Raw genomic sequence first — 23,907 nt, 5'->3', positions numbered from 1 at the left:
GACTACATAACGGAAATGTTGGAGGTACTTTTATGCGTAAAATAATTGTTGGTTCGAGGAAAAGTAAGCTTGCCATTACTCAGACGAATTGGGTAATTAATCAGCTGAAGAAATTAGATTCTTCTTTTGAATTTGAAGTGAAGGAAGTGGTTACAAAGGGAGATGTTGTGCTCGATGTCACTTTATCCAAGGTTGGAGGAAAGGGGCTATTTGTAAAAGAAATCGAGCAAAGTATGCTGGATAAGGAAATTGATATTGCTGTTCACAGTATGAAAGATATGCCGGCTGAGCTTCCAAAAGGATTAACCATTGGCTGTATTCCTGAGCGTGAGGATTATCGAGATGCTTTGATTAGTAAAAATCATATCTCTTTAAAAGATTTAAGAGAAGGGGCAGTCATTGGGACAAGCAGCTTGCGAAGAGGTGCTCAATTACTTGCAGTTCGTCCTGACCTTGAAATCAAATGGATACGCGGAAATATAGATACCCGTCTAAATAAGCTAGAAACAGAAGAATATGATGCCATCATATTAGCTGCTGCTGGGTTAGCGAGAATGGGATGGACAAGTGATGTAGTGACAGAGTTTTTAGAGCCTGAAGTCTGCTTGCCGGCAGTTGGTCAAGGTGCCCTTGCTATTGAATGCCGTGAAGATGATAAAGAGGTATTAGAACTTCTAAGCAAGCTGTCCAACCAAGATACGACGCGTACTGTTTATGCAGAAAGAGCCTTTTTACAGCGTATGGAAGGCGGCTGCCAAGTTCCGATCGCAGGATTTGCACAAGTGAAAGAAAATGAAGTGTCATTAACAGCATTAGTTATTTCACCTGATGGGAAACAGATATATAAGGAAGAAGTATCAGGGGAAAATCCAGTAGAAGTAGGGGAGCAAGCAGCAGCCATTTTAACAGACAAAGGTGCAAAGGGCTTGATTGATCGATTGAAAGAGGAGAATATTATCGATGGCTAATCAGCTTCTTGGAAAAAAAATTCTCGTCCCACGATCAAAAAAACAAGCGAGTGTCTTGTCAAAGCAGATTATTGATTTAGGCGGTATTCCAGTTGAAGTACCATTAATCGCGTTTCGAGAAAAGCAACTTCCAGATGAAGTAATTGCTTCTTTAAAAAATAAAGCATATGATTGGCTTGTCTTTACGAGCCGTAATGGAGTCGATGCTTTTTTTAAAGAAATGCACAGATTAGAATTAACCATTGTTGCTCAAATAGCCGTTATCGGTGAAAAGACGACAGCTGCTATTGCGGAATATGGGTATCAAGCAGATTTTATGCCGACATATTTTGTTGCTGAACAGTTTGCAACAGAGTTTGCAGCAGTGCTGAAAAAAAAACAGAGAGTTTTAATTATAAAAGGAAACAGATCAAGAGAATTTCTAGCAGAGCAATTAAAGAAAATATGTTTACAAGTAGATGAAGCTATATTGTATGAAACGTATTTCCCACTAGAGAGTGAAGAGCTGCTTGTTGATGAAATAAAGAAGAATGATATAGAGGTATTGCTTTTTACCAGCTCCTCCACCGCCCATCATTTTATGCAAATCATCAAAAAACATCAATTGATTGATAGGGTGGAAAGGTGTATTGTGATTAGCATTGGGCCAATCACAACAGAAACTTTGCACAGCTATGGGATGCATGTAACGATTACAGCAAAGCCATATACAACTGATAGTATTCTGGAACATTTAGTGCAGTATTTAACAAAATAATTTGGAGGTAAGACCATGGTTGAATTTAAACGTCATCGCAGATTAAGACAATCTGCTAATATGAGAGCATTAGTGAAAGAAACATATGTACATTTGAATGATTTAATTTATCCGATTTTTATTACAGAAGAAGAAAATAGCAAGACTGAAATTTCTTCTATGCCTGGCATTTATCAGTTTTCAATTGATCGGTTGAAGGAAGAAATGGATGAAGTTCAGGCGCTGGGAATCAAATCTGTGTTATTATTCGGTATTCCAAAGGAAAAAGACGAATGTGGAACACAAGCATTCCACGATCATGGTATTGTTCAGGAAGGTATCAAATATATTAAAGCCAACTATCCGGACATGATTGTCATTGCAGATACATGCTTATGTGAATATACTAGCCACGGACATTGTGGTGTAATTGAAGCTGGAAGAGTGCTTAATGATGAATCATTAGAATTGCTTGTGAAGGCTGCGGTCAGCCAAGCGGAAGCTGGAGCGGATATTATTGCTCCTTCTAATATGATGGATGGCTTTGTAGCAGCTATTAGAAAAGGTTTAGATGAAGCTGGATTCATTGATATACCAATTATGAGTTATGCTGTAAAATATGCTTCTGCTTTTTACGGTCCATTCCGTGAAGCTGCTGATAGTACCCCACAATTTGGCGATCGCAAAGCCTATCAAATGGATCCCGCTAATCGTCTGGAAGCATTTAGAGAAGCAGAAAGTGATGTCGCAGAAGGAGCAGATTTTCTTATTGTTAAGCCAGGTCTTCCTTATTTAGATATTGTTCGTGATATGAAAAATGAATGGAATTTGCCGATTGTTACCTATAATGTAAGTGGAGAATACAGCATGGTAAAAGCTGCGGCACAAAATGGCTGGATTGAGGAAGATAGAATTATAATGGAAACTATGACTAGTATGAAACGTGCTGGAGCAGATTTAATTATCACCTATTTTGCTAAAGATGTTGCACGTATGTTAAAAGAACAATAAAGGAGGAAAGTTAAATGCGTTCCTATCAAAAATCAGAAGCTGCATATAAAGAAGCAGTAGAGTTAATGCCAGGAGGGGTAAATAGCCCGGTCCGTGCTTTTAAATCTGTTAAAAGAAACCCAGTGTTTATGGAGGCAGGGAAAGGCTCGAAAATCTTTGATATTGATGGCAATGAATATATTGACTATGTTTTATCATGGGGGCCGCTTATTTTAGGACATGCTGATGATCGAGTAGTCGAGGGAATTAAAAAGGTTGCTGAAAAAGGAACTAGTTTTGGAGCACCAACGTTAATTGAAAACGAGCTTGCTGCTCTTGTAAAAGAACGTGTGCCGAGTATCGAAATCGTTCGGATGGTTTCCTCCGGCACAGAGGCTACAATGAGTGCAATCCGTTTAGCTCGCGGCTATACGGGTAGAAATAAAATTCTGAAATTTGAAGGCTGTTATCATGGACATGGCGATTCTTTGCTTATTAAAGCAGGATCTGGGGTAGCTACACTTGGTTTACCAGATAGTCCTGGAGTGCCCGAAAGTGTTGCAGCAAATACGATTACAGTTGCTTATAATGATTTAGAGAGTGTAAAATATGCCTTTTCTATGTATGGGGAAGACATTGCAGCTATTATTGCGGAGCCGGTTGCGGGAAATATGGGAGTTGTTCCTCCAAAGCCAGGATTTCTGCAAGGACTGCGTGATGTGACAACAGAATATGGTGCATTACTTATTTTTGATGAAGTCATGACAGGATTCCGTGTGGACTACGGATGCGCACAGGGTTACTTTGGCATTACCCCTGATATAACTTGTCTCGGAAAAGTAATTGGAGGAGGATTACCTGTTGGTGCATATGGTGGAAAAGCAGAAATTATGAACCAAATTGCACCAAGCGGACCGATATACCAAGCTGGTACATTATCTGGTAATCCACTTGCAATGACAGCAGGTTTTGAAACAATATCGCAATTAACAAAAGATACGTATAAAGAGTTTATCCGAAAAGCGGATCGTTTAGAAGAAGGCTTAAAAGCAGCAGCTGCAAAATATGAAATTCCGTTTACAGTAAATCGTGCTGGCTCTATGATTGGTTTCTTCTTTACTAATGAAGATGTAAAAGATTATGAAAGTGCAAAAACATCTAATCTAGATTACTTTGCAGCCTTTTATAATAGTATGTTAGAACAAGGCGTATTTCTTCCTCCTTCTCAATTTGAAGGGATGTTCTTATCTACGGCATTATCGGATGAGGATATTGAGCATACGATTCTTGCTGCTGAACAAGCTTTTTCTACGTTGAAAGCTTAAATTAAAACTGTAAAATAACTTATTAGTTATAGCAAAATAAAACAGCCTAAAATCCCCATGGCAATTTATCGGGATTTTAGGCTGTTTTAGTTGTTCCCATCTTTCTATGCGTTCAAATTACCTAGAACTGTCGATTTTTTGCCACTTTATGAAGGGAAATAGTATGTTATGATGCAACTATTAATAGGACAAGAAGGGATTTTTTCATGGATTCATTTGTAAAGATGCAGGACGTTAGTTTTACGTATGATCATACTACTATTATAAATAAAATCAATTTGAATTTAGAAAAGGGCAAATCATATGCTTTAATTGGTAAGTCTGGAGTGGGGAAAAGTACACTTCTCCATCTTCTCGCTGGTTTCTTAAACCCAACGGAAGGAGAAATATTAATGGATGGGAAGAGAATCCAGCATCCACAAAAGGATATTGGCTTTATGTTTCAAGATTTAGGCCTTTTTCCTTGGTTAAATGTATTTGATGCTATTTCAATGCCTTTAAAATTAGATAATAGAAAAGCGAAACAGGAAATAAAGGATAGGGTAACAGCGTTAATAAGAGAAGTTGGGTTAAGTGGGATGGAGAGTAAATATCCAACGGAGTTAAGTGGAGGGCAGCAGCAAAGGGTAGCTTTAGCAAGAACACTTATTAATAAACCTGATTTGTTGTTAATGGATGAGCCAACATCTACATTAGATGAAATGACAAAAGAACAAATTCAACAGTTAATTGCTGAGCAGGTGGAAAAACGGCAGACCACGTTACTGTTTGTTACGCATAATATTGAAGAGGCAGTCCTTCTGGGGGAGTTTATTTTATTGCTACAAGATAATGGGGATATTGAGACGATTGAAAATCCGCTATTTAGAGTAGAGAGAGCAAAGGACAATTTATCCTTCTATAAGGCTTGTATTGAAGTACGAAAAAGATTAGCGGCGGTACATGTATGAACAAAATTATGAAAAAAATCATCGTGAATCAACTATTCTTAGGTTTTATAAGTGTCGGTTTATTTTGGTATACTGTCTATTTTCTCCTCCAGTCTCACACTATCCCCTCCCCGCTTTTAACAGTTACTTATATGTGGCAAGAAAAATATATATTGCTTCTTCATTCAGGAGCTAGTTTGTTAAGAATTTTCATTGCTTTATTCATTTCTTTGGTAATAGGTATTCCAGTGGGAATTATTTTAGGGAAAAATAAGCGAGTTAATACCTGGCTATCCCCTTTTTTATATTATATATATCCAATTCCCAAAGTAGCATTTTTACCGATATTTATGATTTTGTATGGTCTAGGAAACCAGTCTAAAATCATGTTAATTATTTGGATTATTATTTTTCAAATCATTTTGTCTGTCAGAGATGGTGTCTTACAAATACCAGCAAGCTATTTCAAAGTGATGAACGGCTATCGGGCATCTATTTTCCAGCAATTTATCTATTTAATTTTTCCAGTAATACTACCAGCGATATTTACGGGGATAAGAATCAGCATAGGGATTAGTTTAGCAACCTTATTTTTTGCCGAAAACTATGCAACGACATATGGAATTGGCTACTATATTATCAGCGCTTGGACAAAAATGAATTATGAAGAAATGTTCACAGGAATTGTAGCCTTAGGATGTATTGGTTTATTGCTATTTATTTTATTAGATAAACTAGAATTAAAAACGACACCTTGGAATTATAAGTAAAAAGAGATAAATATAGTTTAGGGGGAAGGGGATAATTTGCCCCATTTAAATTTAAGAAAGTAGGCTGGGGAAATCACCCGCAGATTGAATACATTTGGCTTGGTTTTCTCACAACTCTTATAGGAGCGTTTTAGGGCTTGTATAAATAAAAAGATTCTCCTATATGCTGCATGTATCAATGCAATCAATACGCAGTAAGGAGAATCTACTATGATAATAACCGTAATCAAAATAAATCAAGTATACTTGTATTCAGTCTGCTCTGTTTTCCTAAAAATTGTCCCTTTTAATTTGGCAACAAAGTAAAGTCTGTTAAATCTTCATAGGAATAGCTTTCTTTAATTTGCCCTTTCTCTTTTGTCCATTGAACAATGGAATCAAAGGAATTTTTTGGCACTACACTTGCATAAGGAAAGCTTTCTTTTGTTGTTAAATAGTTGCTCATAGCTTCAGGAAATTGGTATTTAGTTAATATATCAGCATATTCCTTTGCTTTTGTATTGTTCATATAGTCAATAGCTTCATTATAAGCTTTATAAAACGCTTTGATATCTGCTGGTTTAGAGGATATTAGTTCATCTGAAAATAGAATGGATCCTCCTTTAATTCCTGCATCTGTTGAGCTTCCTAAAAGGTGAGCACCTTGGCTGACTAGCATGCTAGCCTGTGGTTCTGTAAAGACAACTCCATCCACTTTGTCTGCCATAAGTGCTTCTGCACGACCAGAAAAAGAAGGGATTTCCACGATATTATAAGTGAAGTCTTCTTTCGCTGCAAAATCATCCATAATATATTCCAAGATAAAATTCGGCACAAGGGAAACATTTTTTCCATCTAACTCTTTCATCTCTGTCACTCCTGAGTTTGGAGAGGATAGTATTTTAAAATCTTCACTTATATCAGAAGTAATCTTCATCTTTATGCCATTTTCCATAAAAGCTGCTGCTGTCATGACATCTGCGATTGTTCCGTCTACTTCATTCGCTTGGATGGCAACATTTCGATCAGTTGGAGCAGAGAAGGATTTGATGGAAACATTTATTCCTTCTTTATCAAAGTAGCCATTTTCCTTTGCTAAAATAATTGGTATTGCTGATTCTGCTGGCAAAATGCCGATAGTTAGTTCTTCACTGGATGGTTTTTCAGACGTGTTATTTTCTGGATTATCTGTTTTAGTTGTGGCTGTCTTTTCACAAGCAGCAGTAATTAAAACGAAAACGAGTATGAAGGATAGTGTCCATATTTTTTTCATCATCTTCCTCCTAAATGGTTACAATTTTCTTAAATGCCTCTAAGTCTATTAAATAAGGAATGGCATTTCTTTTTAGTAAAAGGGGATTACTCTGCATATTATTGTGACCATTTTCACAAGTGAATGCAAGTTTAAATTCTTTTTCTTTTAAAGTGAGTATATTGGATTCATTGAATAGGCCAAATGGATAGGCAAATACATTTTTATGGTTGATTAGAATATGTTCGTTGCATTCGTCTAGATCTTTGGCAAAAGTTTCTTTACTAGAAGTCATTAATAGACTTTCTGACTCACTTGTACGTATATGCATTTGATGTGTGTGATTGGCATATTCAAATACGTCTTTCATTTCCTCTAGGTCACTTGTAGATAAACAGACAGATTTATCTTTTGCAAATATGCGTTTGTTATCATGCAGCCATCCTGTTACCACAAATGCTGTTGCGTGAAATTGATATTTTTTTAGAATCGGGTAAGCATATTCTTTGATGGATTGAAAGCAGTCATCAAAAGTAAGTAATATTGATTTTTCGGGTAAGGAATTGCCTCCTTCATAATATGCCTTTACTTCCTCTAAAGATAAAGTGTGGAAACCATTGTTAAATAAATACTCCATTTGTTGTTCAAATTTTTCTAGTGTAATGAAAAGGGGAGAGGGCAAGAAATCCTTATATGCTTGTTTGACATCAATTGGATGTAGTTCTGCTGCTTGAAAATCTTCCTCTTTTCTTATTTCGTGGTACATTAACACAGAAAAAGCCATCATAAAACCTCCTCTTTAATAAAATGCAGAATTCCTGCATTTCCAATTTAAGTAATTTTGTTAACTTACAAAATCTTCTTTTATTATATCGGACCATAATGGGAAAAAACGGCTAGAAGTATAAATAGTTTTAACAATTTGGTGTATAAATTCAGAAAAATAAGATTTTTTGTTGAGATTCGATTCTTTCTTAGCCAAACAAATAAAAGAAATATTCATAAAGTGTTACAGATAATCATAAGTTTTTAAAGACAATAGTGATATACACGTGAAAGGAATGAGAGGAGGAGTCGCTTTGTCTCAAGAAAATTCGTCTATTTTACGGTTTTCATTGGAAGAGTCCGTCTGGTTTCAAAAAGGACAGGAAGTAGCAGATCTGCTTTCCATTTCACTTGATCCCAATATAACGATCCAAGAGAACGATCAGTATATTATCATTCAAGGCTCTTTAGAGCTTAGTGGTGAATACAAACGCTACAATGAAGGGGAACAAGAAGAGGAGGAGGTTTTTAAGGCTCCTAAATTAGTTCATTCTGTAATGGAGAGAGAGGAAGGGGTATGTGAATTTTTACACCATTTCCCTGTTGATATTACGATTCCTCTTGAAAGAGTGACAAGTCTTGATGATGTGGAAATCGAGATTGACACTTTTGATTATGTTTTTCCCGAAAGAAGCTGCTTAAATTTAACGGCTGATTTAACTATTTCTGGCTTGGCTGCTGAAGAAGTGGAGGAAGATATAGCGGAGGAAATAGAAGAAGAGTTGGAAGTAGCACGGCATACGGAAAAAGAGGCAGAAATAGTGGAAGAGAAGGCAGAAGAAGTGGAACTAGTACGGGATCATTCGAAGGAAGAGGAGGAGGACGTTTTAACTGATTCCATAGAAGAACCTGTTGAAATTGCGGTTAGTCCATTTCAAATTGTTAGTCCCTTACTAGAAGAATTGCGTGAAGAGAAGGAAACAGAGGATGACTTATACTCTTCCTTCGAGTTAGAGGTTAGAAAGACTCCAGAAGAGGAGGATGAATGGAGCACAAACGAACATACAAAGATCCCTTATTTTTCTGAGGCAGTTAGAAAGGAGGATGAGACTACTCCTGCAGAGCCAGAGATGAAAGTTTCCATATTACGGAGTGAAGAAAAAGTATTTTCTGCAGAAGAAGTCTTTCAAAAACCAGATCACGAATCCTCCACTGAAGTAAAGCAAGAAGAGGTTGTTCTGGAAGAAGAGGAACTAGAAGAATCATCTTCTTCTCCTAATGAGGAGCCTAAAAAGAAGAAAGGCTTCTTTAATAAAACAAAGTCACTTACTTTTACAGAGTTTTTTGCTAGAAAAGAAGAAGAGAAGCATACAAAAGTGAAAGTTTGTATTGTACAGCAAGGCGATACATTAGAAAAATTAAGTGACCGATATAATGTAAATATCCATGCATTGTTAAAAGAAAATCGCATGGAAGCAAATCAAGATATCTATGAGGGGCAAGTTTTGTATATTCCTAGGAATTTTGTAGAGAAATAGGGCACAAACAGCAGGCAGGAGAAAATCCTGCTTGACTGTTTTTCTTGGCTTTTCAACCGTCTTTTGCTCTTGAAGTTTAAACAGTAAGAGAGTGAAAGGAATTGGGGAGGAAAACAAAATAGAGTCGATTGTTAATCGAATATATGGTAAATGCCCGAATCGTCAACTAACCATCGATAGAAACGGAGAAGATGGCAGTTTCACTTTATGAGAAAGTGTGGGCGGATATGAATGAACAAAATATATTAAAGAAGTATACACCAATTTTGAAGCCATATGCAGTCGAACCGAATTTTGTAGAGGAGTTCGGAAAAGTAGCGAAGATTTACAGTAGTAAAGGAACTTTTGCTTTGAAACGAATGGATCCTCATCAAGGTGCAGATTTCACCCGTCATATTCGAATGCTATATCAAAAAGGATATAATCGGATTGTCCCGATCTATCCAGCTGTGGATGGAAGATACGCTATTTTTTATGACAATAAGCTGTTTTACTTAATGCCATGGTTACCAAATGAGGAAAGAGAGAATTATTCCAGGAAGCATCAGCAAATGTTTCGCGAGCTTGCACGACTTCATATCTTATCTTCGAAAGAAGTGAAAATTGAGAAGGAAGATCGACAGGAGCATTTTGAAAATACACAGTTAGATATTGAAAAAGAACAAGAGTTTTTAAATGGTTTTATTGAGCTATGTGAAAATAAAGAGTATATGTCACCATTTGAATTAATGTTCTGTCTGTATTACCATGACATTCGGCAGGCGTTGATCTATTCGGAAACAAAGCTAAAAGAATGGTATGAGGAAACGAAAGAAGATGAAAAGGCAAGAGTCTCCATTATTCATGGGAAACTGTCATCAGAGCATTTTCTTTATGATGATAGAGGATATGGTTACTTTACTAATTTTGAAAAAGCTAGGTATGGAACGGCAAGTCATGATTTACTTCCATTTCTCTCACGCTCCTTAAAAACTGGACCGAAGCAGAATGATGAATGCATTGAGTGGCTATATACGTACTTTAAGCATAATCCGTTAAAATACGATGAAATGCTATTATTTTTAAGTTATTTAGCTCATCCTGGCCCCGTTATTCGAGTTTGTGAGAAATATATGAAAGCAAATAAGAAAGACATTAATGAACGGAAATATGTTCAAAAGCTGCTTAAACAATATTGGCTTTTAAAAAATACCGAATATGTTGTCATGCGGGTGGATGAGATAGAAAGACAAAAAAAAGCACAGCAGGATGCTGCGGAACAAGCAGAGACCCAGGATTAAAAAACTTGGGTCTATTATTATTGAGTACTATAATTGTCACCATTTTTTCTCGTGTTCATAAAGTAAAGACAAACAAAAAAAGGAAATGAATAAAATTAAAAAATTTAGGCAATCCTTATTGACGAGATTAAGTTATTTTCGGTAGTATAGCATATATAAAATAAATTATTAAAGCAATGACAGGGAGTAGTACAGTGTAAGTTGTTTCAAAGAGAGGAAATCATTTGCTGTGAGATTTCTATTCAACCCATTGGAAGGTAGCCCTCGAGCTTCTTTTGCGAACGGTGTGCTTATTAGTAAAAGACGGACAGTATCCGATATCATCTTTTAAAGAGCCAATACCTATTTTGTATTGGAAAAAAGGTGGTACCGCGAACAAACTCCATTCGTCCTTTTAAGACGAGTGGAGTTTTTTTATTTGCTTTTAAAAAGTACGAAGGAACAGGATAAGGAGGAAATTAGGATGGAAATGAAAGAAATCTCCATGCCGACAAAGTATGATCCAGCAAGTATTGAAAAGGGTCGCTATGATTGGTGGTTAGAAGGCAAATTTTTTGAGGCAAAGCCAGATGAAGGAAAAAAGCCTTATACAATCGTAATCCCGCCTCCAAATGTAACAGGTAAACTGCATTTAGGGCATGCATGGGATACAACATTACAAGATATATTGACAAGAATGAAAAGAATGCAAGGCTATGATGTACTATGGTTACCTGGAATGGACCACGCCGGTATTGCTACCCAAGCAAAAGTAGAAGAAAAGCTGCGCGCCCAAAATATTAGCAGATATGATCTTGGCCGTGAAAAATTTGTAGAAGAAACATGGAAATGGAAAGAGGAATATGCAAGTCACATTCGTGCCCAATGGTCTAAATTAGGTCTAGGATTAGATTATTCTCGTGAAAGATTCACATTAGATGAAGGGCTATCCAAAGCAGTTCGTGAAGTATTCGTTTCTTTATATAATAAAGGGCTTATCTACCGCGGAGAATACATTATCAACTGGGACCCAGCTACCAAAACAGCGCTCTCTGATATTGAGGTAATCTATAAGGATGTACAAGGTGCCTTTTATCATATGAAATATCCTTTAGCAGATGGATCTGGTTATATTGAAGTAGCGACAACTCGTCCAGAAACAATGTTAGGCGATTCAGGTGTTGCTGTTCATCCTAAAGATGAAAGATACCAGCATTTAATTGGTAAGAAAGTAGTTTTACCGATTGTAGGAAGAGAAATTCCGATTGTTGCGGATGATTATGTGGAAATGGACTTTGGTTCAGGCGCTGTTAAAATGACTCCAGCCCATGATCCTAATGATTTTGAAGTTGGAAACCGTCATAATTTAGAAAGAATCCTGGTAATGAACGAAGACGGTACAATGAATGAGCGTGCTGGTAAATATGAAGGAATGGACCGTTTCGAGTGTCGTAAACAAATCGTCAAAGATTTACAAGAAATGGGTGTTTTATTCAAAATCGAAGAGCATATGCATTCTGTTGGTCATTCTGAGCGAAGTGGGGCAGTAGTAGAGCCATATCTATCTACCCAATGGTTCGTTAAAATGCAGCCATTGGCTGATGAGGCAATCGCCTTGCAAGATAAAGAGGATCAAAAAGTTAACTTTGTTCCAAATCGCTTTGAAAACACATATATGCGCTGGATGGAAAATATTCGTGATTGGTGTATTTCTCGTCAGCTTTGGTGGGGACATCGTATTCCTGCTTGGTATCATAAAGAAACAGGTGAAGTTTATGTAAATCATGAAGCACCAGCAGATATAGAAAATTGGACACAAGAGACAGACGTATTAGATACATGGTTCAGTTCAGCGTTATGGCCATTCTCTACATTGAACTGGCCAAATACAGAGGCAGAAGACTATAAGCGCTATTATCCTACTGCTGCTTTAGTAACTGGATATGATATTATTTTCTTCTGGGTATCTCGCATGATTTTCCAAGGTCTTGAGTTTACTGGGGAAAGACCATTTAAAGATGTATTAATTCATGGACTTGTTCGGGATGAACAAGGTCGCAAAATGAGTAAGTCTTTAGGAAACGGTGTCGATCCTATGGATGTAATTGCTAAGTATGGTGCAGACTCCTTACGTTATTTCTTATCAACAGGAAGTTCACCAGGTCAGGATTTACGTTTCAGTATTGAAAAAGTAGAGTCTACTTGGAACTTTGCGAATAAGATTTGGAATGCTTCCCGTTTTGCGTTAATGAACATGGATGGTTTAACGTATGATGAGATTGATTTATCAGGTGAAAAATCAGTTGCGGATAAGTGGATCTTAACGAGATTGAACGAAACAATTGAAACAGTGACACGTCTATCTGAACGCTATGAGTTTGGAGAAGTAGGAAGAGTCCTTTATAACTTTATCTGGGATGATTTCTGTGACTGGTATATTGAGATGGCGAAGCTTCCATTATACGGTGATGATGAAGCGGCAAAACTAACAACTCGCTCTATTTTAGCGTACGTGCTTGATAATACAATGCGTTTATTACATCCATTTATGCCATTTATCACAGAAGAAATCTGGCAAAACCTTCCGCATGCTGGCGAATCGATTACCGTTGCGGACTGGCCAGAAGTAAATCAGGCATTCACAGATGAGAAAGCTGCAAATGATATGAAACTGCTTGTTGAGATTATTCGCTCTGTTCGTAACAGCCGTGCAGAAGTAAACACACCAATGAGCAAGAAAATCAGCATTTTATTAAAAGCTAAAGATGAAGAGGTAAAAGCTACCCTTCTTGAAAATAAATCTTTTATTGAGCGTTTCTGTAACCCGGAAACATTAAGTATTGATACAGATATTGCTGTTCCGGATAAAGCTATGACGGCTGTAGTAACAGGTGCTGAAATCATTCTTCCTTTAGAAGGTTTAATTAATATGGAGGAAGAAATAGCTCGATTAAATAAAGAGTTAGAGAAATGGAATAAAGAAGTAGAACGTGTTCAAAAGAAATTAAGCAATGAAGGATTTGTAAAAAAAGCGCCAGAAAAAGTAATTAACGAGGAAAAGGCAAAAGAAAAAGATTATTTAGAAAAACGTGCTGCAGTGGAAGCGCGTATTAATGAACTAAAAGGTTAATTTCATAGTAGAACGAAGGGTGTCTCCGCTATCAAACCTTTGAGGCACCCTTCTTCTATGGAGGAAGCATTTACTTTTCATAATACTAGCTAAAGTTAATTAGAGCATATACTGCAATCATTAATCTTATAAGAGGGTGTAGCAATGTTTCATAATTATGAAGAAGCATTAAATTGGATTCATTCTCGTTTGCGTTTTGGAATAAAGCCTGGGTTAACAAGAATGGAAATGATGATGGAAAAGCTAAACCATCCGGAAAAACAGATAAAGACAGTTCATATAGGTGGAACAAATGGAAAGGGATCTACTGTAACTTACTTAAGAAATATTCTGCAACAAGCAGGATTAACAGTTGGAACCTTTACCTCTCCATACATCGAACAATTTAATGAGAGAATTAGTGTAAACGGAATAGCAATTAGCGACGAAGAAATTTTAGTATTAGCAAATAAATTATTACCAATTGTTGAAGAAATGGATCAGATGGAGATTGGCGGACCAACTGAATTTGAAATTATTACAGCGATGTCTTTCTACTATTTTGCTTATATCAATAAAATAGATATTGTCATTTATGAGGTAGGATTAGGTGGCCGTTTTGACTCAACAAATATCATCTCCCCTTTGCTTTCTATTATTACAAGTATAGGATTAGACCATACAGCGATTTTAGGAGACACCTATGAAAAAATCGCCTTTGAAAAAGCTGGCATTATTAAAACAGATACACCGATTATTGCAGCAGTGAAACAAAAGGGTGCTCAAAAAGTAATCGTAAATCAGGCAAATGAAAGGAAAGCGCCTATCTATCTATTAGATAAAGATTTTATGATAGATAAATACCATTCAACACCTACTAGTGAATCATTTGGATTAAAGTCCATATTTTTTAAATGGGAAGATTTACAGATTATCATGTTTGGTAAGCACCAAGTGGAAAATGCATCACTAGCTGTAATGGGTGCCCATCTATTGCAGGATACCTTTGAATCCATAAATGAAGATAGTATTCGAAAGGGATTATTTCAATCCAAATGGCCTGGCAGATTGGAAATTCTGTCAGAGCATCCTTTTGTCGTAGTAGATGGGGCACATAATGAAGAAGGAATCGATGCACTGGTAGATGTATTAATTAATCGCTATAAAGATAAGAAAAAGCATATTATCTTTGCAGCACTTTCTGATAAAAAAACGGACAAAATGATTGCTAAATTGGATCAAGTGGCAACAACAATTACTTTTGTTACATTTGATTTTCCACGAGCTGCAAGCAGCAAGACATTATATGAAGAAAGTAATCATCCATTAAAGGATCAGAACAGTGATTGGAAGAAAGCTATTCTCAATCAATTGGAAAAGCTTACAGCAGATGACCTATTCCTCATAACGGGATCTTTGTACTTTATTTCGGAAGTGAAGGAATTTTGGAAAAATTATCAGAAATAACTACATCGCTTAAAAAAATATAGATTATTAGAATAGAAAAAGGTAGTATATATTTATTAGGCTGAAAATGTGGGAATTTTAAGAATATGATGGGGTTTTCACTTTTCATATAGTAAATAAAAATGATGAAATACAAACTTAATTGATAGATGAATGGATATAAAAGGAAGGGGGAGATGTGTATGATTAACCCAGTCTACAAAAAATTAATATGGACAGTTTGGACACTCCTCCTTCCTTTTGGTTTGTGGTTTTCTTATACATTGTATCCTCCGCAAATTTATGATAAGGGTTGGGAGTTAGTTGCTTTTTTACTATTTATGACAATTGTCGCTAGTATGCCGATGATTATAAATGGCATTCCAGTGTTTTTTCTGCAATGGGCAACTTTATCTGTTTTCTTAATCTTTGGATTAGTTATGGAAATCATTCTTGTTCAAATCGCATTATTAGCTGTACTCTATCAAGCTAAATTAGATAGGAAGTCGCTATTCCGCTTACCGATGAATTCTATTATGTTTTTCCTTGTTTCCTTTATTAGTGGGATTATTTACTATAGTTTCGGAGGCGGACATGGATTTGATATTGCCTTAAATTTTAAATCATTTGCTTTAATTAGTGTATATCTCATTTCCTATCTCTTACTCAATACTTTGGGGATATTTTTTATTGTTCGCTTTATCTATAAGCGAAAGCAACGATTTATCACCAAGGATTTGGTGTGGGAAATATTCACAACGATTATCACATATCCGGTAGGCATCGCTTTATATCTTATGTATGAATATATCGGGCTAGCTGCCTTAATCTTAATCGGTGTTCCATTTATCACGTTATCACTTATTTTAAAACTATATCATTCTAGTCAAACGGCGAATGATTATTTACGGAAAACAGCAGAGATTGGCCATCAGCTATCTCAAAATTTGTATGTAAATGAAACAATCGATTTTTTTATCGAAAAGCTTTATGAATTATTTAAAGTTGATTTCGTGTTTATTCATCAAGTTAATACGAATGAAGATTTAGAAATGATATCACGTGTGGAGCAGCAAGAGAGATTACCTCTGTTACCTGAAATAATGAAAGAAAATGAGGGGATTTGTGGGAAAGTGCTGGCGTCGAAAAAAGCAGAAGTATACCATTCTAAGCAGGAATGGCAGATCGTAAACAAGGGATATATGCCGGAGGGCGTTCAAAGTGTACTCTGTATGCCGCTAAATAAAAATAATAAAGTAATTGGTGTATTATTGCTGGGAAGCAGACAAAAGAAGGCATTTGCAAACATCAAGTTAATGGTTTTAGACCTTTTATGCTGCCAATTTGCCATTGCGCTTGAGAACGCTAAATATTTTGAAAAAACAAAGGAAAATAGTGAGAGGTGTGCTCTGACGAAGCTTTATAACTACCGCTATTTTGAAAAAATATTAAGTGAGCAGTTTACTAAATTGAATGAAAAGAATTTGGACAATCTTGCGCTGATCATGTTGGATATTGACCATTTTAAAGCGATTAATGATCAATATGGTCATCAAGCTGGAAATGAGATTTTAATAGGTTTCGCCAAAAGAATTCAAAATCTTATTGGTGACCACGGATTGGTTGCTAGGTATGGTGGAGAAGAATTTGTCATCCTATTAAGCAATATAGAGAATAAAGAAGCATTTGATTTAGCTGAGTTTATCCGCAAGAGGATTGCCTCTAGGCCATTTGTCATTAAACAAAATATCGACGATCGTCAACAAATAAAGAATGTAAATATAACTGCTTCCCTTGGATTAGCTTATGCGCCAGTAGATGCGGATGAGCCGTTAGCTTTGATTCGTCATGCGGATCGCGCATTATATGTGGGCGCTAAACGAGCAGGACGTAATCGTGTCGCAGGTTATGTAAAATAAAGGCTTCTTGCAAAAAGGATCAAATAACCTGAAAGTTTTTTATCTAACTGATGGATAGTTGGATGAAAAGACAATGAATTAAAAGCTCTTTGAACTTCCTAGGTGAAGTTCATTTTTTTTGGAGAATTTATCGTGAACGATTAGAGAATGCAACTTATTCCCCCTATAAAAAGGCTATACTAGTTCAAAAGTACTTGATATAATGATGGTAATATTGTGTTTATAAAATAAAACTAGTAAAAGGGTAATAAATAGGGGTGCGATTTTATGAGGAGAACGAAATTAGCTAGTAAATTTTTCATCGTGTTATTGATATTATTATTCATCTTACCTACTACAGAGACTAATGCATCTGCCACTACTCCATCTGTAGGCTTTTCTGTTACCCCATCCCAAAATATTATTGTAAAACCTAGTGGTGGAGTAGCACAAGGAAATTTAGATGTTCGTTTGACTCCAAAAGGGAAAGTGACCAGCAGCAATCGTTCTCCCATTGAATTAGCATTTGTATTCGATAAATCAGGATCGATGGACGAGCTTGGTTATAATCCATATAAATTTAAAAGTGCAAAAAATGCAATTACACAGGCTGTTGATTACTTTAGTGAAGATCCGAATATATATGATAGATTCGCATTTATTCCCTTTTCAACGGATGTAGAAAAAGAAAAAATGGTTTATTTTCCTATTTATGCATATAATTCAGCGGATAATGTTAGAGATAATTTAAAGACTATTAATAATGTAGCGAATCGTCTCGTTGCAACTGGGGGAACAAATTATACTCAGTCCTTTCAAACAGCGGGATCTATGCTGGCAAGCGGCAATAATAATGCTAATAAATATATTGTATTTTTAACAGATGGCGAACCAACTTCTTCTATTATGGAGGAAACATTTACAGATAAAGTTTGCACAAATTATTATTTCTGGCAAACATGTTCAAATAAGCAGGTTAAGGATACGGTTACGTATACTATTTATACAAATAACACTGCTAGAGCTGTTAGATCCAATGGAACTATCGTTTCAACAAGTTTAAGTTATGTGGAAAAAGCAATAAAATCTCATATCGAAACAGAAGTAAACAATCTTGCCGCCAATAACTATAAACTCTACTCCATCGGTTTTGGAACAAACAAGGAAGTAGATATGAGTTATTTGAATAAATTGTCCGAAACAACAGGCGTAACAGCCCAACAAGCATCTGAACAATCTATTGCAAAAATATTTGAGACGATTTCGGAAAAAGTAAATACACCTACTATTTCAGCTGCGATAAAAATAAATATTTCGAAGTTTGGTGACAAGGTCAAATTAAGTAATAATGCAAACGTAACAACAGATAGTGTGGGAGATATCATTATTAAGAAAGACATTCTTTTCCCTGTCAATCAAGATCCATCAGGTTCTATTGATATATCTTTGCCGTTGACTTTTAGTGAAACGGGAACGTATGTATTTGATGATATAACTTTGCAATATAAAGATTTAGACGGAAATACGCAAACAAAGAAAACAAGTACAATAATCCAAGTAAAAGAGGATGCGCCAGCTAGTTTTTCTTCGACCATGACGTTAGAAAAAGTAGTAAATGAACTAAATGATTTAATCAAGACAAGCAATTCATCAGATAAATCGAATCATTTTAATGTCAAATACACGTTGAATCCAATTGGTCTTGTGAATAATACAGTAAGTGGCACGCTAGCTAATTTAATTATCGAACAACCACTACCAGATAGTGTATCCATAGTCACCACAGATAGCGTTAAAGAAATTACAAAAAATGGTAGTCGATATGCCGTTATTACTTTACCGAATGAGATTCATTACTCGAATGGAAGTTTTATTCCTTCGACAATCAATAGAACAGTTGAATATAAGATCAATTATGCTGTAAATAATTTAAGTATGCCAAGAGCAGACTTATATTTTAAGGATTCTCGTTTCCAGTTTATAAATGCCACAACTATATCTCCATCTGCGCAAACAATGAATATGAAAGTACAATTAAAAGAGTTTACGATGATTAAATATACTGGAGATGCAGCAGGGATAATCGAAAAAAGGGAACAAGAAACAAATAAGAAATTAGCTAATACCGAATATCCAAATGATTATAATCTTGCCAATAAGTCTGTAAAAGAAATGGTATTTGAACAAGAATCTAAAAATCAAACTATTGAAATTACGTATTCGGATAACAGTAAAGCATATTTGCACTTTTTACCTGACTTTGAATTAATTGGACAGGATACAAAAAAACATTATAAGAGTGGTTCTACTTCAACAGAGTTTATTGATACTGTATTAACCCAGAAAATACCAGGACAAGATGTGACTTATGCTTATAAAATCGATAACGGTTCTGATAGTACTGGCTGGAAAACGTTCAAGCCAAAAGATAAAATCAGCATTGAAACATCAGGAGAAAATACAATATCGATTAAAGCAGCTGGTGGGTTTGCGAATAATACAGAGATCGTAAAAACGATTAAAATAGCATGGCCGATAACTTCCATAACAATCGAGCCTAATCCGATAGAAATAAACGTTGATGGCACAAAGAGTTTTACGATAACAATCGAGCCGAATAATGCTACGAATAAGACTTTGGATATAGCTGTGGCTAATCCATCTATCTCAAGCTTAATTCCTGGACAAAATACACTAATAGGAAATACAGCAGGAACGACTGAATTAATTGTGAAGACGACAGATGGATCCAACCTTATACAGCGGATTCCGGTGCATGTTAGAGATCCCTATGTAAAACTAGAGAATATTTCATTTACGAAGCCAGTTTATACAATCGAACGTAGTGCTGGAACAAATGACAAGCTTATAGCAGTAGATGATCTCTTAATCTTTAATCCTTCTAATGCGACAGATAAAGATATAGAACAAGTTCTGTCTAATGCTCCTGATACAGTGGAAGTAATTAGGCAGGATGGACAATATTATTTGAAAGCAGCAGATGTTGGTTATGCAGAAATAACCGCTATTGCAGAAAAGCAAAAAGATGGTACCCAGCCTAAAGATTCTACCCTTTTCAAAGTAGTAAAAGAAAAGGAAGGAAATAATGGCAATGGAGAAGACAGAGATGGACGCTGGTAAATTGTTTGTACCCTAGCGGAACCAAAGATTGGGACACAAGTATCCCACAAGTAAAACCCGAATGATTACGGAGAGGTAAATGATATGCTCCCCTACAAGTAACCAGATTTTTATTTTTTAATCTGTCTACCTAAAGGGGAGCATATCAAAGGTCTTATATTTGTGTAAATAATACTTTTCGCATTTCAGTGTCCCCCAAAAAGACTCCATTGGACCATTATCAATACACTTTCCAACTCGTGACATACTGTGTGTTATCTCTGCCTCGTCTACTTTAAGCTTAAAACCTTTTGAAGTATACTGATACCCTCGATCACTATGGATAATTGGATGTTCTTCCTCCAATAAAAGTACGGTTGCTTGATCAAGCGTTTGGAATACAAGTTCATTATTATTCGAATGTCCTAAAACATAGCTAACAATGGATCCATCATAAAGATCCCGAATGGCACTTAAATATGCCTTCTTTGATGAACCATACTTAAATTCTGTCACATCCGTCACCCACTTTTCATTTGGTTTTGTTGCGGTAAATTCCCGATTTAAGATATTCTCTGCCACTTGTTGGGGAACGGAGCGTTTATAACGTTTTTTCTTGATACGAATGATCGAGCGTAAGCCAACCACTTTCATTAGTCGATAAATTCTTTTATGATTCAATCTTTCTTTAAACTGTCTATTCATGTGAAGGGTCATTTGGCGATAACCGAAGATGCCCTCCACTTTTTCATGGAGAATTTTCATCTCTTTCATGATTTTCTCATTCAATAGCTCTTGAGAAGAAGGAACGCGATGAAGCCACTTATAATAGGCGGATCGTGCAATTCCCGCTATTTCACTCAGTAAACGAATGCTTATATTCTCTTCCTGATGGATCTCTTGAATAGCGATATACTTATCCTCCGATTGGATTTGACTTATTTTTGCCTCCTTTCGATCTCCTCTAACTTTTTTAAAAATAAGTTTTCTGCACGTAATCGCTCATTTTCTCTTTCTAACTTCTTCATTTGAAGAGTTATTTTCTCCTCTTGAGTTAGCTCGGATTCCTCTTTCGTAGAACCACGCCTATCTTTCAATGCATCTACTCCGCCATCTTCATACTTCTTAACCCATTGATAGATTTGTTGATAAGAAACCTGATGAGTATTAGCTGCTTCTTGATAGTCTTTTTTGTTCCCTAAACAATCTAGCACAATTTGTATTCGTTCTTCCCAAGTCGTTTTTCTTCCCTTAGTCATAGAGCTCGTCCTTCCTTGTGACGTATCTTTTATTTCACTATGACTATTATACTTCTTAATCCACCTTCTAAGGACAGATGGATCTGATATTTCATACATTCTCGTAATTTCACGAATCGAGTAATTTCCAGAGGCATAATCTTGAATAGCGGATAACTTTAGTTCTTTAGAATACTTTTTCCAGGAAGAAGTCTCTTTTAGTCCTTCTAAACCGAATGTATCAAATTTATATTTCCATTCCAAAACGGTAGAAAAGTGCACCTTATAAATCGATGAAACTTGGAGTGACGAATTTACTTCCCCTAAAGCTTTCACTATTTGATATTTCTCTTCTACAGAATAAGATTTTCTAGGCATAAAAATACTCCCCTATAAGTAACCAGATTTTTATTTTTTAATCTGTCTACCTATAGGGGAGCATATCAAAAATAGCCTCTCGTGTAATTGTTCGGGTTTTTTATGATTTATAGGAAAGGTGTTTGTGGTTATCACTTTCAAACTAACTACAAATTATTCAATCACAAAATCATCTGGTATAATTTGTAGTCGATCTACTATAGGAAGTGCATCTATTCCTCTTAATAAAACATCTTGGTCATAATCAACGATAAATCGTGAAAGCATTCCTTCCCTTGAATTTGGGATATCAGAAATGGAAGAGAACTCTCTGTTGGCGCGAATTGCATTTATTTCGAGAGAATCTTTTGCAAAAACGCCACCCTTAATATAGAACAGCGAACCAACACCATATAATTCAGCTTTTTTTTCTGTGTAAAAGAAAGCTTTTAAAGGTTGGATGATTGTCTCCTCATCTGGAAGATAAGGAAAACCAGTTTCTTTCATTGGATGGAAATGATTAAACTCATTCATTCTTGTAATCGTAAGTTTTTCCTTAGCTAATAAAATGAGCTGTCCCACTTTTTGGGCATTCGTTCTTTTATCAATATATGGCAAGCCAAGAATATTAATATTGGAAACAAAGGTCTCATTTAATGTGTAAACAACAGAGTTAATTTTGACTATATCATTTTCTCCAGACTCTTCTCCTTTTTCATCTCCGTTTATAGTAAATGAATCTAGACTGATCATATTGCTATTTAAAGAAATGGTTGTATTTAAAGGACGGATATGGATAGACTTCCCTGTAAGAATATCTCCGTTGATGCTGACACCGTTATGAGGATTACTTTTATTGTCAGCAGCAGACTCGATATTTAAATCACCTGCAACAAAGAGATTTCCTTGTAAATTCATTTCACCATCAAAATTGATTAGATGTAAATCACCAGATACATAAATATTATTTGCTAACTTTAATTGGCTGTTGCTTACTAAATATAAATCACCGTTAACAACTAAGTCCTTATCGAATGTAATAGGATAATTGCTGCTGTTAATAACAGTATCTCCGTTGATGCTTACTTTTTCCTTGAAATCTAATGGATTATTGTCACTCTTAATCTGAAAACTATTGGAGAGACGTTTGAGAGAATCTCCTAATACAGAAGAAGGTGCTTCTTGCTCTGGGACATTTTCAATCAAGGGAGCACTGTTTGATTGACCGTTTACGATACTAGCTACTTTGTTCTGAAGAAGACTTGGAAAATTAGCTGTTTCGCTTATATCTCTAATTGTTATATTGTTCAAATTATCATCTGTTCTTAACAAAGTATCCATTCGTTGGATAAAAGTACGATTATAATCAATATTAATAAATTGACTATCATGATTTAAAGAAGGTACTTCTCCTTTATAGAAATTCTTATCTTTCAGCACCGGAATTAAGTTTGCAGAACTACTATAAATATTACCGGTAATAGAAGGGGGAAGAGATGATTTTTCTTCTCTAGTACCATTTTTTAGCTGGTATTTCGCCCGATCACTAATTTGAAGCTGATTTGCATAAATATTGCCATTTACATTAGGTGATCCATTAATAAATAGTCCTTCTTCATTCTGTTTAGAGTAAGCTCCTAGCGCATACTTTAAAAAGCTAGGAAGGGGAGATACAATTACTCGCTTCTTTAAGGTTCTTGTAATACTTCCTTCTGTTTCGTTAGGATTATTGGTTACAAGAATAATTTCTAGCACTCTGGTGAAATCTAATTCTCGATCGATCGTATAAGTACTATCCAAATCGTAGGTTTTTTTAGAACACGCTTTATTAGAAGGAATCTCTACTTTAGTAGCATCGCTTAAATCCACTACACTTAGACAACTAATCGATTCATTATACGTTTGATTTGTTAAAATTTTATTTAACGTTGGCATAATAACCATGGATGCAAGCTGTGTATCAAAAGAATCACTTACGATATATTGGTTATCGATCTGCCGATAATCTAAAGGTAAAGATTGTAAGGCATTAGCCATTTCATAGGTTATTTCTTCGAGTACTTTTTTGCTCTCATACGTAATATTGATGTCCGTTTCTCTCGTTTCTACCCTTTTTGTACTGCTTATACTAGATGCTACAATTGCCAGACCTATTGTTGTAAAAACTAATGAAATTAATAATACGGTAATTAGGGCGTTCCCTTTTTGATTCCAATTGAACATAAATG

Annotated in this window: 17 protein-coding genes and 1 other annotated feature; of the genes, 12 read left to right on the top strand and 5 right to left on the bottom strand. The window is 35.7% G+C overall.

Features of this window, described 5'->3' with window-relative positions; all coding sequences use genetic code 11:
• Positions 1-32: 32 nt before the first annotated feature.
• The 6 genes from hemC (at position 33) to MHH96_RS22535 (ending at position 5,718) form a co-directional block, all read left to right on the top strand.
• Positions 33-968 carry a hydroxymethylbilane synthase gene (gene hemC / locus MHH96_RS22560; protein WP_061798674.1) on the top strand — a complete coding sequence of 312 codons (936 nt, stop codon included), beginning with the start codon at positions 33-35 and terminating at the stop codon, positions 966-968.
• A complete protein-coding gene (locus MHH96_RS22555) occupies positions 961-1,725 on the top strand; it encodes a uroporphyrinogen-III synthase (protein ID WP_095258068.1) in 765 nt (254 codons plus the stop codon). Before hemC ends, MHH96_RS22555 begins: the two co-directional genes overlap by 8 nt.
• A 15-nt stretch (positions 1,726-1,740) precedes the next feature.
• On the top strand, positions 1,741-2,715 hold the full coding sequence (gene hemB, locus MHH96_RS22550; RefSeq protein ID WP_095258069.1) for a porphobilinogen synthase: 975 nt from the start codon (positions 1,741-1,743) through the stop codon (positions 2,713-2,715).
• A 14-nt stretch (positions 2,716-2,729) separates the two neighbouring features.
• Positions 2,730-4,019: a glutamate-1-semialdehyde 2,1-aminomutase gene (hemL, locus tag MHH96_RS22545; protein WP_047943573.1), complete on the top strand. Its 1,290-nt coding sequence runs from the start codon at positions 2,730-2,732 to the stop codon at positions 4,017-4,019.
• A gap of 206 nt (positions 4,020-4,225) precedes the next feature.
• A complete protein-coding gene (locus tag MHH96_RS22540; protein ID WP_095322604.1) occupies positions 4,226-4,969 on the top strand; it encodes an ABC transporter ATP-binding protein in 744 nt (247 codons plus the stop codon).
• Entirely contained in the window at positions 4,966-5,718 is a 753-nt protein-coding gene (locus MHH96_RS22535; protein ID WP_236691807.1) for an ABC transporter permease, read from the top strand. Before MHH96_RS22540 ends, MHH96_RS22535 begins: the two co-directional genes overlap by 4 nt.
• Before the next feature lie 286 nt (positions 5,719-6,004).
• Here the strand turns inward: MHH96_RS22535 and MHH96_RS22530 are convergent, their stop codons facing one another.
• Together MHH96_RS22530 and MHH96_RS22525 are read right to left on the bottom strand one after the other, a co-directional pair.
• A complete protein-coding gene (locus tag MHH96_RS22530) occupies positions 6,005-6,973 on the bottom strand; it encodes an ABC transporter substrate-binding protein (protein WP_095258072.1) in 969 nt (322 codons plus the stop codon).
• A 7-nt stretch (positions 6,974-6,980) separates the two neighbouring features.
• Positions 6,981-7,736, bottom strand: coding sequence for a polysaccharide deacetylase family protein (locus MHH96_RS22525; RefSeq protein ID WP_341118042.1), 756 nt, complete (start codon positions 7,734-7,736; stop codon positions 6,981-6,983).
• Positions 7,737-8,028: 292 nt separating this feature from the next.
• On the opposite strand from MHH96_RS22525, the gene spoVID reads away from it, so the two are divergent.
• The 6 genes from spoVID (at position 8,029) to MHH96_RS22495 (ending at position 20,105) form a co-directional block, all read left to right on the top strand.
• The gene (spoVID, locus tag MHH96_RS22520) at positions 8,029-9,252 is read left to right on the top strand and encodes a stage VI sporulation protein D (protein WP_047943577.1); all 1,224 of its coding nucleotides are present in this window, start codon (positions 8,029-8,031) and stop codon (positions 9,250-9,252) included.
• 191 nt (positions 9,253-9,443) lie between these two features.
• Complete coding sequence (gene ysxE, locus MHH96_RS22515; protein WP_235844482.1) at positions 9,444-10,532, top strand: spore coat protein YsxE; 1,089 nt, start codon at positions 9,444-9,446, stop codon at positions 10,530-10,532.
• 167 nt (positions 10,533-10,699) lie between these two features.
• Positions 10,700-10,929, top strand: a binding site (T-box leader).
• Between the two features lie 66 nt (positions 10,930-10,995).
• Positions 10,996-13,641, top strand: a complete 2,646-nt coding sequence (locus MHH96_RS22510) for a valine--tRNA ligase (protein WP_095322606.1) — start codon at positions 10,996-10,998, stop codon at positions 13,639-13,641.
• A 144-nt stretch (positions 13,642-13,785) separates the two neighbouring features.
• A complete protein-coding gene (locus tag MHH96_RS22505; protein WP_341118040.1) occupies positions 13,786-15,087 on the top strand; it encodes a bifunctional folylpolyglutamate synthase/dihydrofolate synthase in 1,302 nt (433 codons plus the stop codon).
• Positions 15,088-15,269: 182 nt separating this feature from the next.
• Positions 15,270-16,985: a sensor domain-containing diguanylate cyclase gene (locus MHH96_RS22500; RefSeq protein WP_341118039.1), complete on the top strand. Its 1,716-nt coding sequence runs from the start codon at positions 15,270-15,272 to the stop codon at positions 16,983-16,985.
• Between the two features lie 267 nt (positions 16,986-17,252).
• Complete coding sequence (locus MHH96_RS22495; RefSeq protein WP_341118038.1) at positions 17,253-20,105, top strand: vWA domain-containing protein; 2,853 nt, start codon at positions 17,253-17,255, stop codon at positions 20,103-20,105.
• Positions 20,106-20,231: 126 nt separating this feature from the next.
• On the opposite strand, the gene MHH96_RS22490 is transcribed toward MHH96_RS22495, so the two are convergent.
• The 3 genes from MHH96_RS22490 to MHH96_RS22480 all read right to left on the bottom strand — a co-directional run bounded on the left by MHH96_RS22490 (position 20,232) and on the right by MHH96_RS22480 (position 23,902).
• Complete coding sequence (locus tag MHH96_RS22490; RefSeq protein ID WP_341118148.1) at positions 20,232-21,017, bottom strand: IS3 family transposase; 786 nt, start codon at positions 21,015-21,017, stop codon at positions 20,232-20,234.
• Positions 21,018-21,022: 5 nt separating this feature from the next.
• Positions 21,023-21,700 (bottom strand): helix-turn-helix domain-containing protein, encoded by a 678-nt coding sequence (locus MHH96_RS22485; protein ID WP_047945095.1) that lies wholly within the window; start codon positions 21,698-21,700, stop codon positions 21,023-21,025.
• 153 nt (positions 21,701-21,853) lie between these two features.
• Positions 21,854-23,902, bottom strand: a complete 2,049-nt coding sequence (locus tag MHH96_RS22480) for a hypothetical protein (RefSeq protein ID WP_341118037.1) — start codon at positions 23,900-23,902, stop codon at positions 21,854-21,856.
• Between the last annotated feature and the right edge of the window lie 5 nt (positions 23,903-23,907).

This window comes from Niallia sp. FSL K6-0212, assembly GCF_038007605.1.
GTDB lineage: Bacteria > Bacillota > Bacilli > Bacillales > Cytobacillaceae > Niallia > Niallia circulans.
Note: the sequence above shows the minus strand (reverse complement) of the source record. Positions and strands in the feature narration are given on the sequence as shown.

Bases quoted from the DNA above. Each gene is read 5' to 3' on its own strand.
- hemC (WP_061798674.1), top strand. From the start codon at position 33: ATGCGTAAAATAATTGTTGGTTCGAGGAAAAGTAAGCTTGCCATTACT.
- MHH96_RS22555 (WP_095258068.1), top strand. From the start codon at position 961: ATGGCTAATCAGCTTCTTGGAAAAAAAATTCTCGTCCCACGATCAAAA.
- hemB (WP_095258069.1), top strand. From the start codon at position 1,741: ATGGTTGAATTTAAACGTCATCGCAGATTAAGACAATCTGCTAATATG.
- hemL (WP_047943573.1), top strand. From the start codon at position 2,730: ATGCGTTCCTATCAAAAATCAGAAGCTGCATATAAAGAAGCAGTAGAG.
- MHH96_RS22540 (WP_095322604.1), top strand. From the start codon at position 4,226: ATGGATTCATTTGTAAAGATGCAGGACGTTAGTTTTACGTATGATCAT.
- MHH96_RS22535 (WP_236691807.1), top strand. From the start codon at position 4,966: ATGAACAAAATTATGAAAAAAATCATCGTGAATCAACTATTCTTAGGT.
- MHH96_RS22530 (WP_095258072.1), bottom strand. From the start codon at position 6,973: ATGATGAAAAAAATATGGACACTATCCTTCATACTCGTTTTCGTTTTA.
- MHH96_RS22525 (WP_341118042.1), bottom strand. From the start codon at position 7,736: ATGATGGCTTTTTCTGTGTTAATGTACCACGAAATAAGAAAAGAGGAA.
- ysxE (WP_235844482.1), top strand. From the start codon at position 9,444: ATGGCAGTTTCACTTTATGAGAAAGTGTGGGCGGATATGAATGAACAA.
- MHH96_RS22510 (WP_095322606.1), top strand. From the start codon at position 10,996: ATGGAAATGAAAGAAATCTCCATGCCGACAAAGTATGATCCAGCAAGT.
- MHH96_RS22505 (WP_341118040.1), top strand. From the start codon at position 13,786: ATGTTTCATAATTATGAAGAAGCATTAAATTGGATTCATTCTCGTTTG.
- MHH96_RS22500 (WP_341118039.1), top strand. From the start codon at position 15,270: ATGATTAACCCAGTCTACAAAAAATTAATATGGACAGTTTGGACACTC.
- MHH96_RS22495 (WP_341118038.1), top strand. From the start codon at position 17,253: ATGAGGAGAACGAAATTAGCTAGTAAATTTTTCATCGTGTTATTGATA.
- MHH96_RS22485 (WP_047945095.1), bottom strand. From the start codon at position 21,700: ATGCCTAGAAAATCTTATTCTGTAGAAGAGAAATATCAAATAGTGAAA.
- MHH96_RS22480 (WP_341118037.1), bottom strand. From the start codon at position 23,902: ATGTTCAATTGGAATCAAAAAGGGAACGCCCTAATTACCGTATTATTA.